This is a genomic window from Rhizobium sp. CF122 (assembly GCF_000282035.1).
Lineage (GTDB): Bacteria > Pseudomonadota > Alphaproteobacteria > Rhizobiales > Rhizobiaceae > Rhizobium.
In genome coordinates this window covers 26,202-39,444 of sequence record NZ_AKKA01000122.1, presented here as the reverse complement: position 1 = coordinate 39,444, position 13,243 = coordinate 26,202, and the positions used below count along the sequence as shown (strand labels likewise).

At 61.5% G+C, this 13,243-nt stretch carries 13 protein-coding genes; 4 read left to right on the top strand and 9 right to left on the bottom strand.

The features are described from left to right. Positions 1–72: 72 nt before the first annotated feature. Entirely contained in the window at positions 73–909 is an 837-nt protein-coding gene (locus PMI09_RS29060; RefSeq protein WP_007802782.1) for an amidohydrolase family protein, read from the bottom strand. Positions 910–1,121: 212 nt separating this feature from the next. On the opposite strand from PMI09_RS29060, the gene PMI09_RS29055 reads away from it, so the two are divergent. From PMI09_RS29055 to PMI09_RS29045, 3 genes are all read left to right on the top strand, one after another. Continuing rightward, positions 1,122–1,853, top strand: a complete 732-nt coding sequence (locus PMI09_RS29055; RefSeq protein WP_007802780.1) for an SDR family oxidoreductase — start codon at positions 1,122–1,124, stop codon at positions 1,851–1,853. Positions 1,854–1,954: 101 nt separating this feature from the next. After that, positions 1,955–2,593 carry a DUF1345 domain-containing protein gene (locus PMI09_RS29050; RefSeq protein WP_443216210.1) on the top strand — a complete coding sequence of 213 codons (639 nt, stop codon included), beginning with the start codon at positions 1,955–1,957 and terminating at the stop codon, positions 2,591–2,593. Between the two features lie 71 nt (positions 2,594–2,664). Continuing rightward, positions 2,665–3,873 carry an adenylate/guanylate cyclase domain-containing protein gene (locus PMI09_RS29045; protein WP_007802776.1) on the top strand — a complete coding sequence of 403 codons (1,209 nt, stop codon included), beginning with the start codon at positions 2,665–2,667 and terminating at the stop codon, positions 3,871–3,873. On the opposite strand, the gene PMI09_RS30800 is transcribed toward PMI09_RS29045, so the two are convergent. The 7 genes from PMI09_RS30800 to PMI09_RS29010 form a co-directional block, all read right to left on the bottom strand. Beyond that, entirely contained in the window at positions 3,870–4,043 is a 174-nt protein-coding gene (locus PMI09_RS30800; protein WP_007802774.1) for a DUF1328 domain-containing protein, read from the bottom strand. The two genes, PMI09_RS29045 and PMI09_RS30800, sit on opposite strands and share 4 nt — an antisense overlap. A gap of 135 nt (positions 4,044–4,178) precedes the next feature. Beyond that, positions 4,179–5,606: a gamma-aminobutyraldehyde dehydrogenase gene (locus PMI09_RS29035; protein WP_007802772.1), complete on the bottom strand. Its 1,428-nt coding sequence runs from the start codon at positions 5,604–5,606 to the stop codon at positions 4,179–4,181. A 14-nt stretch (positions 5,607–5,620) separates the two neighbouring features. After that, positions 5,621–6,436 (bottom strand): ABC transporter permease, encoded by an 816-nt coding sequence (locus PMI09_RS29030; RefSeq protein ID WP_007802769.1) that lies wholly within the window; start codon positions 6,434–6,436, stop codon positions 5,621–5,623. Continuing rightward, positions 6,426–7,400: an ABC transporter permease gene (locus tag PMI09_RS29025; protein WP_007802766.1), complete on the bottom strand. Its 975-nt coding sequence runs from the start codon at positions 7,398–7,400 to the stop codon at positions 6,426–6,428. The genes PMI09_RS29030 and PMI09_RS29025 overlap by 11 nt, the downstream gene beginning before the upstream one ends. Next, a complete protein-coding gene (locus PMI09_RS29020) occupies positions 7,397–8,383 on the bottom strand; it encodes an ABC transporter ATP-binding protein (protein WP_007802764.1) in 987 nt (328 codons plus the stop codon). The genes PMI09_RS29025 and PMI09_RS29020 overlap by 4 nt, the downstream gene beginning before the upstream one ends. Before the next feature lie 202 nt (positions 8,384–8,585). After that, positions 8,586–9,746 (bottom strand): ABC transporter substrate-binding protein, encoded by a 1,161-nt coding sequence (locus PMI09_RS29015; RefSeq protein WP_007802762.1) that lies wholly within the window; start codon positions 9,744–9,746, stop codon positions 8,586–8,588. Positions 9,747–9,878: 132 nt separating this feature from the next. Then, positions 9,879–10,787, bottom strand: a complete 909-nt coding sequence (locus tag PMI09_RS29010; RefSeq protein WP_007802760.1) for a LysR family transcriptional regulator — start codon at positions 10,785–10,787, stop codon at positions 9,879–9,881. Between the two features lie 181 nt (positions 10,788–10,968). On the opposite strand from PMI09_RS29010, the gene PMI09_RS29005 reads away from it, so the two are divergent. Next, the gene (locus PMI09_RS29005) at positions 10,969–11,673 is read left to right on the top strand and encodes a hypothetical protein (protein WP_007802757.1); all 705 of its coding nucleotides are present in this window, start codon (positions 10,969–10,971) and stop codon (positions 11,671–11,673) included. A 67-nt stretch (positions 11,674–11,740) separates the two neighbouring features. Here the strand turns inward: PMI09_RS29005 and lysS are convergent, their stop codons facing one another. Further along, entirely contained in the window at positions 11,741–13,234 is a 1,494-nt protein-coding gene (lysS, locus tag PMI09_RS29000; protein ID WP_007802754.1) for a lysine--tRNA ligase, read from the bottom strand. Positions 13,235–13,243: the final 9 nt, after the last annotated feature.

Genomic DNA, 13,243 nt, shown 5'->3' with positions numbered 1-13,243 from the left:
AACCGCCGTGTACGGAACCGTTCGCACGGTGGTGTGGGAGGAGGGACGCCGCAAGGCTCCCTCCTACCCGATTCAGATCGACCAGATGCGCTTGGCGTTGGCCTGATAGAGCTTGTCGCGCTCCTCAGGGCTGCAGCCTGCTGTCAGCGCATGGGTGGCAGCGACCCAGGGTGTCAACCCGCCGCCCAGCGTGCAAACCGGCCAGTCGCTGCCCCAGACGACGCGATCCCAGCCGAAGCTCTCGATCGTATGCTCGACATAGGGACGCAGGCTGTCGACCGACCAGTTTTCGAGATCGCCATACGCGATAACGCCAGAGATCTTTGCGGTCACATTCGAGCGGCGCGAGAATTCCGTGACACCCTTGCGCCACACTTCGCTCATGCCGTCCTTGATCGGCGGGTTGGCGCAATGGTCGAGAATGAAGCGAACATCCGGGCAATGATCGACAAGCGCGAGGATGGTTTCGAATTGATGCGGGAAGACACAGAGGTCGAACGTCATGCGCGTTGTGGATAGCCGCTTGATGTTTTCGCGGAACAGTGGTCGTACGGCTGTATCGTCGGGCGCCACATGCAGAACGCGGCGGAACCCCTTCACGAAGGGATCGGCAAGTGACCGTTCGAGACAAGCCGCGAATCCATGCTCCTCCGGCCGGCAGGCGGCGATGACGCCGCGCACCAGGCTGCCCGGGCGGCGACTGACCTCCCTGACATAATTGGTTTCGTCATCGATGCGCGCGGGTGCTACGTCGACTTCCATATGCAGGACATTGGTGATGCCGCAGCGCATCGCATCACGCGCGTAGTCCTCGTAGAGACTGTCCCGGTTGAGGTCACCCGCGCCGGAGAGCCAGGGATAGTCGAGCGCCTGCCGATCGACGACGTGCAGGTGTGTATCGAAAAGCATGCGGTTCCTCCCATTCATGCCATGTTGTCTGCGCCGAACTGCGGTATCCGCGCGGTGATACCTTGATGGTCAGATTTCCCATGCCCGTCGGCACGAGATCGACTAGGGTTTCTCCGGCGAGCGAAGCGTGCTTATAGAGGTTGACGCCAATTTGAATATATTGTTTGCATATGAATGAATGCGCCGCAAGCGCTGGAATTTTGGGAGGATGTATGAGCCACGGTCTGGAAGGCAAGAAGGTCGTCATCACGGCGGCAGGGCAGGGTATCGGTCGAGCGAGCGCTGAGCGCTTCCTTTCGCTTGGCGCGCATGTCTATGCGACCGATATCAACGAAAAGACGCTTTCCACGCTGGAAGGCGCTGAGAAGCACGTTCTCAACGTGCTCGATGGTGATGCCGTCCGCGCCCTCGCAGCCGAGATCGGCCCGATCGACGTTCTCTTCAATTGCGCCGGCTTCGTTCATGCCGGCTCGATCCTCGAATGTGACGAGAAGGACTGGGACTTCTCCTTCAACCTGAACGCCAAGGCGATGTATACGACCTGCCGTACTTTCCTTCCCGGGATGCTGGAGAAGGGCAAGGGGTCCATCGTCAACATGGCCTCGGTTGCTTCCAGCGTGAAGGGCGTTCCCAATCGTTTCGCCTATAGTGCATCGAAGGCAGCCGTGATCGGTCTCACCAAGTCGATTGCCTCTGACTTTGTCGCCAAGGGCATCCGCGCCAACGCGATCTGCCCCGGCACGGTGGACAGCCCCTCTCTGCACGATCGCCTGCGCGCCACTGGCGACTACGAAAAGGCGCTGAAGGATTTCATCGCCCGCCAACCGATGGGACGCATTGCAACCCCAGAGGAAATTGCTGCTCTCGTGACCTATCTCGCTGGTGACGAATCCGGCTTCACGACAGGTCAGATCCATGTCGTCGACGGTGGCTGGACCGGCTGAGATCATATTGCTCCCGCTGCCATCAAGCTGATATCAAGGGGCGATCTTGCAGCGGTAGGACAGTGATGGCGGAAGGTGCGGGGGACCGGGAAAGTCGGCTCATGGGGCAAGTGCGCAAGCACATGGTGTTCGTCGTTGCCGTGGCCGCCGGGCTGGTGACGTTCCTGCTGCTCACCAGTCGCCAGGTCAACCCGCAGAACCTGATTTTCGGCTGGAACGTGAGCGCCATCGTGTTTACGGCGCTCACCTGGCGCCGGATGTTGCGTGCGAGCGTTGCCAGCATCCGCAAGCGGGCGGAGGATCTCGACTTTTCAGACGTCTTCCTGCTGGCACTCTCGATCCTGGCGGCGCTCGCCAGCATCGCCGGCATCGCCCTGGAGCTTCATACAGCCAAGGAGGCTGAGGCCGGCGAAGCACTCGTACGAGCGCTTGGTGCAATCGCCACGATTCTGATCTCCTGGGCATTCCTGCATACCTTGTTCACTGTACACTACGCGCATCACTTCTATGGCGGGGAGGACAAGGGGGAAGGGCTGAAGTTTCCGGAAGGCAATGACGAGCCGGTCTATTGGGACTTCCTCTACTACTCCTTCACTATCGGCGTCGCCTCGCAGACGGCCGACGTCGTGACAACATCGGTGACCATGCGCAAGCTGACGCTGCTGCATTCCATCCTGTCGTTCCTTTTTAACACGACGATCCTGGCGCTTGCCATCAATGTCGGGGCGAGCCTCCTCTAACCCATTTGGCTGCGTGGAGGGGCGCGTCAATCTGATGTATGAAGCAATCTCTGCCGCCAGAGGTTGCTGTCATGGAAGCGTTGCCGCGCGAGAGATTGTTGGTGCTTGCCGGCTGCGACGATGCCAGCCTCAGCGATCTCGAGCGCCTGCAGATCATCACGCCTGGAGTCACCGGCTATGCGCCGAGCGACGTCAGCCGGCTTCGGCTGATCCTCGCGCTGCGGGACGCTGGCATCGGCCTCAATGTTCTTGCCGAGGGATTGAAGCGGCAGATATTTTCGTTTGAGTTTGCAAGCCAGTTGATATTCGAGCCGGTGACGATGAGCGAGGCGGCGGTCTCGGTCGAGGTGACGGCGGGACAACTCAACCTCGACATGCTGAACGCTCTGAGGGCGAATGCCAGCCTGCCGCTTCTGCAGGCGGATCAGCTGCTTCGCGAAGACGACGTGGAGTTCATCCAGCTTGTGGCGGAGTGCACGCAGCTCGGCGCCTCGGCCGCCGGGATGGAACGGGTGCTGCGCGTCTTCGGTCATTCGGTTCGCCGCTGCGTCGACACGATGCGCGACCTCTTCCGCGGTGAGGTCGAGGAGCCCATGCTGAATGCCGGCCTGAGCTACCACAAGCTTCTGGAGATCTCTGCCGCCAAGCGGCTGGCGCTGCAGCGGATCGGTTTCCGGATACTCTTCCTGCTGCAGCGACGGATGCTGGAAGAAGCGGTTTTCGACAATATTGTCGGGAGGCTGCAGGACGCTCTGCGCGAGCACGGCTTGGAATCCGGTGACGAGGCGAGCTTGCCTGCTGTCGCCTTCGCCGATCTCTCCGGCTTCACGGGGCTAACGCAGGAGATCGGCGATGTGCCGGCCGCCGAAAAGGCCGCACGGTTCGAGGCGATCGCACAACGCCTTTCACGCAGCTTCGACGGGCGCATCATTAAGCCACTGGGGGATGGCGTGATGATGCTGTTTCCGGATGCGGCCTCGGCCGTGGAAGCATCGCTCTCGTTGGTGGAGCAAAGTCGGTCGGATGAGTTACCTCCGGTGCGGGTTGGTGTCGCGACGGGACAGGTGGTGCCGCGCGACGGCGATATCTTCGGGCGGACAGTCAACCTTGCAGCGCGCGTTTCGGCCCTTGCGGGACCTTCGCAGACGCTTGTTTGCTTCAATACGCGTGCTGCGGCTGAAGCATCGGCGCGCGGGCTTGCCTTCCAGGGCCTTGGCGCGGTGTCCCTGAAAGGCTTCAGGGATTCGGTGCCTCCCTTTTCCGCACAACGCGCGGGCTAAAGCACCGCATTGCCGGCGATCAGCGCCAGGACGAGGAAGATCAGGAAGATCACCAGCGCAATGCCGAAGAGAACGCGAGCAATCGTCGCCGTTGCGGCCGATATGCCGGAGAAGCCGAAGAAACCGGCGATTAGCGAAACAACGAAGAATATAAGGGCCCATTTAAGCATTGGAATTTTCCTCTCTGCTCATCGCTTAGATGACGAAGTACGAGGAAAATTGTTCCACATCGCTTAAGGCGAGGTGTGGCCGAAACCGAAAGGACGCCGCCGCGTGTTGCAGCGGCGGCGCGAGGCAGCTCCGGCTCAGCCGTGATTGATCATCACGTGGCGGACGGCAGTGTAGTCCTCCAGCGCGTAGACCGACATGTCCTTGCCGTAGCCGGACTGCTTCAAGCCGCCATGCGGCATCTCGTTGACCAGCATGAAGTGGGTGTTGATCCAGGTGCAGCCATATTGCAGTCGGGCGGCCGTTTTCATGCCGCGGCTGACGTCCTTGGTCCAGACCGAGGAGGCGAGGCCATAATCGCTGTCGTTTGCCCAGGTGACGGCATCCTCGACATCAGTGAAGCGGGTGACCGAGACGACGGGGCCAAACACCTCGCGGCGAACGATTTCGTCGTCCTGCGTGGCGCCGGCGATGACCGTTGGTGTGTAAAAGAAGCCTTTCTCGCCCGAGGTCTTGCCGCCGGTAGTGATTTCCATGTGCTTGTGTTCGGCAGCGCGTGTGACGAAGCTCTCGACGCGGTCGCGCTGGCGCTTGGAGATCAGCGGACCGATCTCGTTTTCGGTATCGTCGGCCTGGTTGAACCTGATCGAGGAGACGGCTGAGGAGAGGTCGGCGACGAACCTGTCGTAGACCTTGGCGTCGGCATAGATGCGGCAGGCGGCGGTGCAATCCTGGCCGGCATTGTAGTAGCCAAAGGTGCGAATGCCTGAGACGACGGCGTCGATATCGGCGTCGTCGAAGACGATGACCGGCGCCTTGCCGCCGAGCTCCAGATGCGTGCGCTTGACGGTCTTGGCGGCTGCCTGCAGCACCTTCTTGCCGGTGGCAACATCGCCGGTGATCGACACCATGCCGATCTTTGGATGGTTGATCAGGGCATTGCCGACGCTCTCGCCGCGGCCGAGGATGACGTTGACCACGCCTTCGGGCAGGATATCGGCAAGCAGCTTGGCCATCTTCAGCGCGGTCAGCGGCGTCTGCTCGGAGGGCTTGAAGACGACAGTGTTGCCGCCGGCGATCGCGGGCGCCAGCTTCCAGGCCATCATCATCAGCGGGTAGTTCCACGGTGCAATCGAACCAACGATGCCGACCGGATCGCGGCGGATCATCGAGGTATGGCCCGGCAGATACTCGCCGGCGACCGGACCGTGCAGGTTGCGGACGGCACCGGCAAAGAAGCGGTAACAATCGACGATCGCAGGTATTTCATCGTTCAGCACGGCGTTGATCGGTTTGCCGCAGTTCAGCGCTTCGAGTGCGGCAAACCCCTGCGCGTCCTTCTCGATCGCATCTGCGATCCTCAGGAGGTAGCCCGAGCGTTCAGCGGGCGTCGTCTGCGACCAGCTCCTGAAGGCGCTTTCCGCGGCATCGACGGCGGCGTCGATCTGGCCAAGCGAGGCTTCCGGCAGGTCAAGCACCGTCTCGCCCGTCTTCGGGTTCAGGATGTGCTCTTCCGTTTCCGTGCCCGCTTCGAAGCGGGATCCAATCAGCATCGCGGTGTCCATGATGTTCTCCCTTATTATTTGCCGGCTCCGGCGACCTGATCGCCGTCGCGGGTGAGGTAGTAGGCTGCCAGGATCGGCAGGAAAGTGACGAGCACGACGACCATTGCGACCACGTTGGTGACCGGGCGCTGGCGCGGGCGGATGAGTTCTTCGAGCATCCAGATTGGCAGTGTGGATTGCTGACCGCCGGTGAAGGTGGTGACGATGACTTCGTCGAACGACAGCGCAAAGGCGAGCATGCCGCCGGCTAAGAGCGCCGTGCCGATATTCGGCAGGATCACGTGGCGGAAGGTCTGGAAGCTGTCGGCGCCAAGATCCATCGACGCCTCGATCAGCGATCCGGAGGTGCGACGGAAGCGGGCGACGGCGTTGTTGTAAACGACCACGACACAGAAGGTCGCGTGGCCGAGCACGATCGTCCAGACCGAGAAGGGGATGTCGAACAGGCTGAAGGCCGAGCGCAGCGCAATGCCGGTGATAATGCCGGGCAACGCGATCGGCAGGATGACCAGAAGCGAGATCGCTTCACGACCGAAGAACTTCGTCTGGCTGACAGCGGCGGCGCAAAGCGTGCCGAGCACCAGGGCGATGGCCGTGGCGATTACGGCGACCTGTACGGAGAGAGCGAGTGCTGCCCAGACGTCGGGGCGGTTCCACGCGACGGCGAACCACTGCGTCGTCAGGCCCGGCGGCGGCCACTGATAGCTCTTCTCCTCGGTGGTGAAGGCGTAGACGAAGATCAGGAGGATCGGCAGGTGCAGGAAGAGCAGCCCGCCGGCGGCAGCGATCTTCAGAGGGAGCGGAGAGGACTGGTTACAATCAGAGCGCATCGAAGGCCCCCTGTTTCTTGGCTAGCCAGAGATAGATGGCCATGATGACGATCGGCACGACGGAGAAGGCGGCAGCCAGCGGGACGTTGCCCGCCGTTCCCTGCTGAGCATAGACTGCCTGGCCAATGAAGAGGCGCGATGAACCGATGATCTGCGGAATGATGTAGTCGCCCAACGTCAGCGAGAAGGTGAAGATCGAGCCTGCGACGATACCGGGCAGCGCCAGCGGGAAGAGCACGGTGCGGAAGGTCTGGCTCGGCGTCGCGCCGAGGTCAGACGAGGCCTCGATGAGGTTGCCCGGGACGCGTTCGAGAGCTGCCTGCGTTGGCAGGATCATGTAGGGCAGCCAGACATAGACGAAGACGAGAAAGGTGCCGAGATAGCTGACCGACAGCGAATTGCCGCCGATAACGGGCAGGTTGAGGACACCGTCGAGCAGCCAGGAGAGGTGCAGCTTGGCGAAGATCCAGGTCAGGATGCCTTCCTTGGCAAGAATGAGTTTCCACGCGTAGATCTTCACGAGATAGCTCGACCAGAGCGGCAGCATGATACCGAGATAGAACAGCGCCTTCCATTTACCCTGCGCATAGCGGGCGGCGTAGTAGGCGATGGGAAAGGCGATGATGGCAGAAGCCAGCGTCACGATCGCCGCCATGGCGATGGTTCGGATGATGATGTCGAAGTTCGCCGGACTGAACAGCTGCGCGTAGGTCGCGAGCGTGAACTCGTAGTTCACCAGACCGGAGAAATCATCGATCGAGAAGAAACTCTGCAGGAGCAACGCAATCAGCGAGCCGATGTAGATGATGCCGAGCCACAGCAGCGGCGGTGTCAGCATCAGGAAGAGCAGCAGCTTTGGACGCCGCCAGAAGGCATCGGAGAGCCTGCCGAAGAAACCGCCGCGACCGGGAAGGATCGAGGTTTCGCGCAATTGGGCCGGCTTGGCGAGGGCAAGCGCTGTCATGCTGCGTCATCCATGTAATGCACGTCGACGGGCTGCCAGGCGAGGCGGACGCTTGTGCCGACATCCGGCACGTTGGCGCCGGCCGGCAGCATGACGTGCAGCCGGCTGCCGCGAATATCGACCGAGAGGCGGGTCGCCGAGCCGAGGAAGCTTGCATGCTCGACGCGCGCCTCGACGCCTTCGCCGGCGAGGTGGATTGCTTCCGGGCGTAGGCTCGCCCAACGCTTCTCGCCGCCGAGCGAGGTCATCAGATCGGGTGCGATCACATTGGAGGACCCGACGAAATCGGCCACGAAGCGGGTCTTCGGGCGGCGATAGATGTCGTGCGGGGTGCCTTCCTGGACGATGCCGCCATTGTTGAAGACGGCGACGTGGTCGGCCATCGACAGGGCCTCGCCCTGGTCATGGGTGACGAAGATGAAGGTGATGCCAAGTGCGCGCTGCAGGCTCTTCAGCTCTTCCTGCATCTGCTCGCGCAGCTTCAGGTCGAGCGCGCCGAGCGGTTCGTCGAGGAGGAGGACCTTCGGCTTGTTGACGAGGGCGCGGGCGAGCGCCACGCGCTGCCGCTGGCCGCCGGAAAGCTGTCCGGGCCTGCGCGCGCCATAGCCGGGAAGCTTCACCAGTTCCAGCGCCTGTTCGGCGGCTTTGGTGCGTTCGGCCTTGCCGACGCCCTTGACCATCAACCCGTAAGCGACGTTGTCGAGGATATTGAGATGCGGGAAGAGCGCGTAGTCCTGGAAGACGGTATTGACGTTGCGGCGATAGGGCGGAATACCCTCGGCCGTCTCGCCGAAGATTTCGATGTGACCGCCCGTCGGCTGCTCGAAGCCTGCGATCAGGCGCAGGCAGGTGGTCTTGCCGGATCCGGAAGGGCCAAGCATGGCGAAGAATTCGCCGGGCGCGATTTCGAGATCGACGCCGTCAACGGCGCGGACCTGCCCGAAATAGCGCGAGACCTTTTGGAAACGGACGGCGGGTGTCATGACAAGCTCCGGAATGTGGTGTCTGTTTTGTCTTCTTCGCAGCGGGAAGAAGGTGGCCCAGAAGGCTCCAACGAGGGGGACAACTCGGCGTTCCGTCATCGCGCCCCCGCGCTGACGTCCGCTCTTTTGCACGGTTGCCCCCTCGTCTGCCCTCGCAGGGCGTTTCTCCCCGAGCGAGGAGAAGAAGAGGTTGCGGACGGGATTATCGTCCGCCGATCACGCCGATATAGTCCGAGACCCAGCGATGGTAGGGCACGCATTCGTTCTGCGTCGTGCACTTCGCGGTCGGCGTCTTCCAGAACTTTATCTTCGCGAAGTTTTCGTAGCCGTTGGTGGCGCAACCGCCGTCGGTCAGCAGCTCGTTGCCCTTGCAGGCAGCGGGAACGGACGGTACGGCGCCGAACCAAGCAGCGGCGTCGCCCTGCACCTTGGCCTGCAGCGAGTGTTCCATCCACATGTAGGCGCAGTTCGGATGTTGACTGTCGGCGTGCAGCATGGTCGTGTCAGCCCAGCCGGTCACGCCTTCTTCCGGGAAGGTGGAAGCGATCTTCTGCTTGTCGGCCTGCATCAGGTTGACCTGGAACGGCCAGGACCCGGCGGCCACGACGCCTTCGTTCTTGAAGTCGTCGATCTGGATCATCGCGTCGTGCCAGTAGCGCGAAACGAGCTTGCGCTGGCCGCGCAGCAGGTCGAGGGCGGCCTTGTACTGGTCTTCGTTTAGCTCATAGGGATCCTTGATTCCAAGGTCCGGCTTGTGAGCCATCAGGTAGAGCGCGGCATCGGCGACATAGATCGGTCCATCATAGGCCTGAACGCGACCCTTGTTGGACTTGCCGTCCGGAAGGGTCTCCTCCTCGAAAACGACCTTCCAGCTGGTCGGTGCCTTACCCTTGAAGGCATCGGTGTTGTACATCAGCACGTTCGGGCCCCAGAGGTAGGGAACGCCGTAGTGGACGTCGTTGACCGTGTACCAAGCGCCCTTCTGCAAGCGCGGATCGACGTTCTTGAAGCTCGGGATTAGGTCGGTGTTGATCGGCTGCACGCGCTTGCCAGCGATCAGGCGAAGCGATGCATCGCCGGAGGCGGTGACGAGATCGAAGCCTCCTTCATTCATCAGCGAGACCATTTCGTCGGAGGTTGCCGCGGTCTTGACGGAGACCTTGCAGCCGGTTTCTTTTTCGAAGGCGGTAACCCAGTCGTAGCTCTTGTCGGTTTCGCCGCGTTCGATATAGCCGGCCCAGGCCACAATGCTGACCGCACCCTCACCCTTGCCCAATGCCTTCAGCGGTTCGGCGGCGGCAACCTGCGTCAGCAAGCTTAGGCTCGCTAGGGCAGAGGTGCACGATTTCAGAAGATATTTCATCATCTGTCTCCCGGTTGTGCCACTTTTCGTGGCGTTATGTTCCCGGTTGAAAAAATGCGCCGAATTTTCCGGTTTCGCAAATTCATTTATCAGAAAGGCGATATCGGAATTTCCGATATCGCGCCTGAATGGCTAGCGAGGTCGGCCGGATCGCAGTGCTTCCGCGATGCCCACGAAGTCGCGCGCCGCCTGCGGCAGGCTGGAGCCCTTGCGCCAGACCATGCCGACTTGGACGACCGGCAGCGAGCCGGACACGTCGCGGCTCTCGATGCGATCGCCTTCCAGCGACCAGGGGCGGTAGACGAGATCGGGCAGAAGCGCCACACCGGCGCCGGTGGCGACCAGGCTGCGCACTGCTTCGACGGAGCGGGTGCGGAAGGCGACATGCGGGCGCGCGCCCAGCGCCGACAGCAGCTTCCCGGTGTTCTCCTCGATTTCGTCAACCGTCAGCATGATCAGCGGCTCGCGAGCGATATCGGCGACGGAAATGATGTCGGCGGAGACGAGTGGATGGCCCATGGGCAGCCAAAGACGATAGGGCGAGGTCTCCAGGATTTCCGCCTGCAAGGCCATGCGATCGCGCAGGTTGGAGATGACCATGACCGCAACATCCAGCTCGCCGCCGACCAGCAGGTGCTCGAGATAGCCGCCATTGTCCTCGATGGCACTGACTTCGACGCCGGGGCAGGCGCGGCGATAGCGGGCCAAGAGGTCGGAGAGCACGTAGCCCGCGACGAGCGAGGTCACACCGATGTTGAGCGTGCCGGAGAGCTCGTTCTCTTTGCCCGAGAAACTGGTGCGCGCATCCGATACGCTCGCCAGGATTTTCGTCGCGTGACGGAGGAACTGATGGCCATTGTGAGTGATCGTGAGGCCACGCGGATGGCGCTCGAAGAGCTCGACGCCGAGGTCGGTTTCCAGCTCCTTGATGGCTTCCGTAACCGAGGATTGCGAGATCGAAAGGTTCTGCGCAGCGCGCGTTACGGAGCCCTGCTCGGCGACGGCGACGAAATACTGGATCTGGCGAAGCGTGAAGGCCATGCGTCGTTAGAGCATGGCCGCGAGGATATTGGCAAGCACAGGGAAAGCTTGGACCTTTTTTGGTACTAAACCCATACTGACGCAAACTTGGAGGCCGCATTTAAGTATTCGGAAACGTCATTTCTCTAGCGTCGAAACCACTCGTATTGCGTTGGAGCTTGTTAATGGCGGAGCAGTTGGCGTGAAGGCCCTACTGCGCATCTTCCGGCCCTCCCGGAAATTGGTGTTTATCATCGCTGGAGTCGCTCTCCTTGGGGGCGTCTCCGGCGGTGCCGCGCTTTATATCGGCAAAGATAAGATCCTCGGCCTTTCCGCAGAAACGATGAACGGTCTCTCCTGCACCGATGTCAATCTCGTCACCATCAAGAAGCAGAACCGCGTCTGGATCCGCAAATATATCAAGACCGAGCCGACCGACGGCATGACGCGGGTCAAGACTGCGCTTCGCGTGGCCAAGGCGATCTACGACGCGCAGAAGCCGGATCTGGTGCAGGTCGTCGTCCTCGATACCAATGGGCCGACGCTGCGATCCGACATTCGCGGCCGGGCGATAGGCGCCGACGTCGTCTACATTCCACATCCCGATCCCGTCCTTGAAAGCGCGGAGGCCAAGACATACACCGCCCGCTATTACGACGGGTCGGCTGCCGCCAATGGGCTGTTCTTCGGCGAACGCGTCGATTTGCCTGAAGAAGAAATCACCGCCCTGAACGCATCCTTCAGGGAATACTCCGACTGTATCGATCCGATCGCTGTCGCTGCCACGAAGGGTGGCGAGAGCAAGGATGAGACGAGAGAAGCGGCGAAGGAAGAAAAGCCGACCGAGGGCGGCGGGCACGGCTCGGCGCCTGCGGCGGAGAAAGCGGCACCGGCTGCCGGTCACTAACGTTTCGAAAAAGAAAAAGGCGGCGAGCCCAGCGGGCCGCCGCCTTTTCTGTTCCATATGAGCCGGGTCAGTCAGCCTTGCGGCGAGCCGGGAAAAGAATGACGTCGCGGATCGACGGGGCGTCGGTCAGGAGCATGATCAGACGGTCGACGCCGATGCCGAGGCCACCGGCCGGCGGCATGCCCTGGTCGATCGCATCGAGGAATTCGTCGTCCAGCTGCTTTTCCTTTTCACCGCGAGCATGAGCCTGCTCCAGCTGCTCGACCATGCGGCGGCGCTGTTCTTCCGGATCGTTGAGTTCCGAGAAGGCGTTGCCGAGTTCCCAGGCGTTGCAATAAGTCTCGAAGCGTTCGACGAGGCGCGGCTCCCCCGGCACTTCCTTGGCGAAGGGCGAGATGTCCTTCGGGAAATGCGTGACGTGCGATGGCTGGATGAGCGTTGCCTCGACCTTCTCCTCGAAGATGAAGGCAAGGCATTCGCCCCAGGTCCAATCCTTCTCGACCGCGAAGCCGGCAGCCTTGGCGGCGGCGCGGGCTTCCTCGTCGGTCTTGATGGCGAGGAAGTCGATGCCGGTGACTTCCTTGACGGCATCGGGCATCGGGACGCGCTTGAATGGCCCCTTGAAGGAGATCGTCTTGTCGCCGAAGGGGAATTCCGTCGTGCCGTGGATCGACAGCGCCAGGCTTTCGAACAGCCGCTCGACGAGGTCCATGATGTCCTCGTAGTCGGCATAGGCCCAGTAGCACTCCATCATCGTGAATTCAGGATTGTGCCGGGTCGAGACGCCTTCGTTGCGGAAGTTGCGGTTGATCTCGAACACCTTGTCGGTGAGGCCGGAAACCAGCGTACGCTTCAGGAACAGTTCCGGCGCGATGCGCAGGTACATGTCGAGCTTCAGCGTGTTGTGATGCGTCTTGAACGGCTCGGCGGTGGCGCCGCCATAGACCGAATGCAGCATCGGCGTCTCGACTTCCATGAAGCCGTCGTTTTCCATGAAGCGACGGATGCCGGAGACGATCTTCGAACGCTGCTGGAAGCGCAGTTTCGATTCCTCGTTGGTCATGATGTCGAGATGACGCTTGCGATAGCGGATTTCGACGTCGGAAACGCCGTGCCACTTCTCCGGCATCGGTAGCAGCGACTTCGTCAGCATGATGATTTCGCGGGCGTTGATCGACAACTCGCCGCGCTTGGTGCGGCGCACAGTGCCCGTCACGCCGATGATGTCGCCGATATCGATCATCGCAAGCATGTTGCGCGCTTCCTCGGGCGTCACATCCTTGTGGCTGAAGATCTGTATCTTGCCGGAGGCGTCATGGATATCCATGAACATGCCGGAGTTCCGCGAGGAATAGACGCGGCCGGCGACGGTCACGATATCCTGCGTCTCCACGTCGGATTCGAGGTCCTTGTACTTCTCCGCCAGTTCGGCATTGGTCATGGTCCGGTGGAAATGCGCCGGATAGACGTCGCCGATCTGCTCGCGCAGCAGCTTCAGCTTCTGGGCACGGACTTCGGTTGCGTCTGAGGAAAGGGTCGCTGTTTCGGTCTTTTCGGTCATGATGCAAAC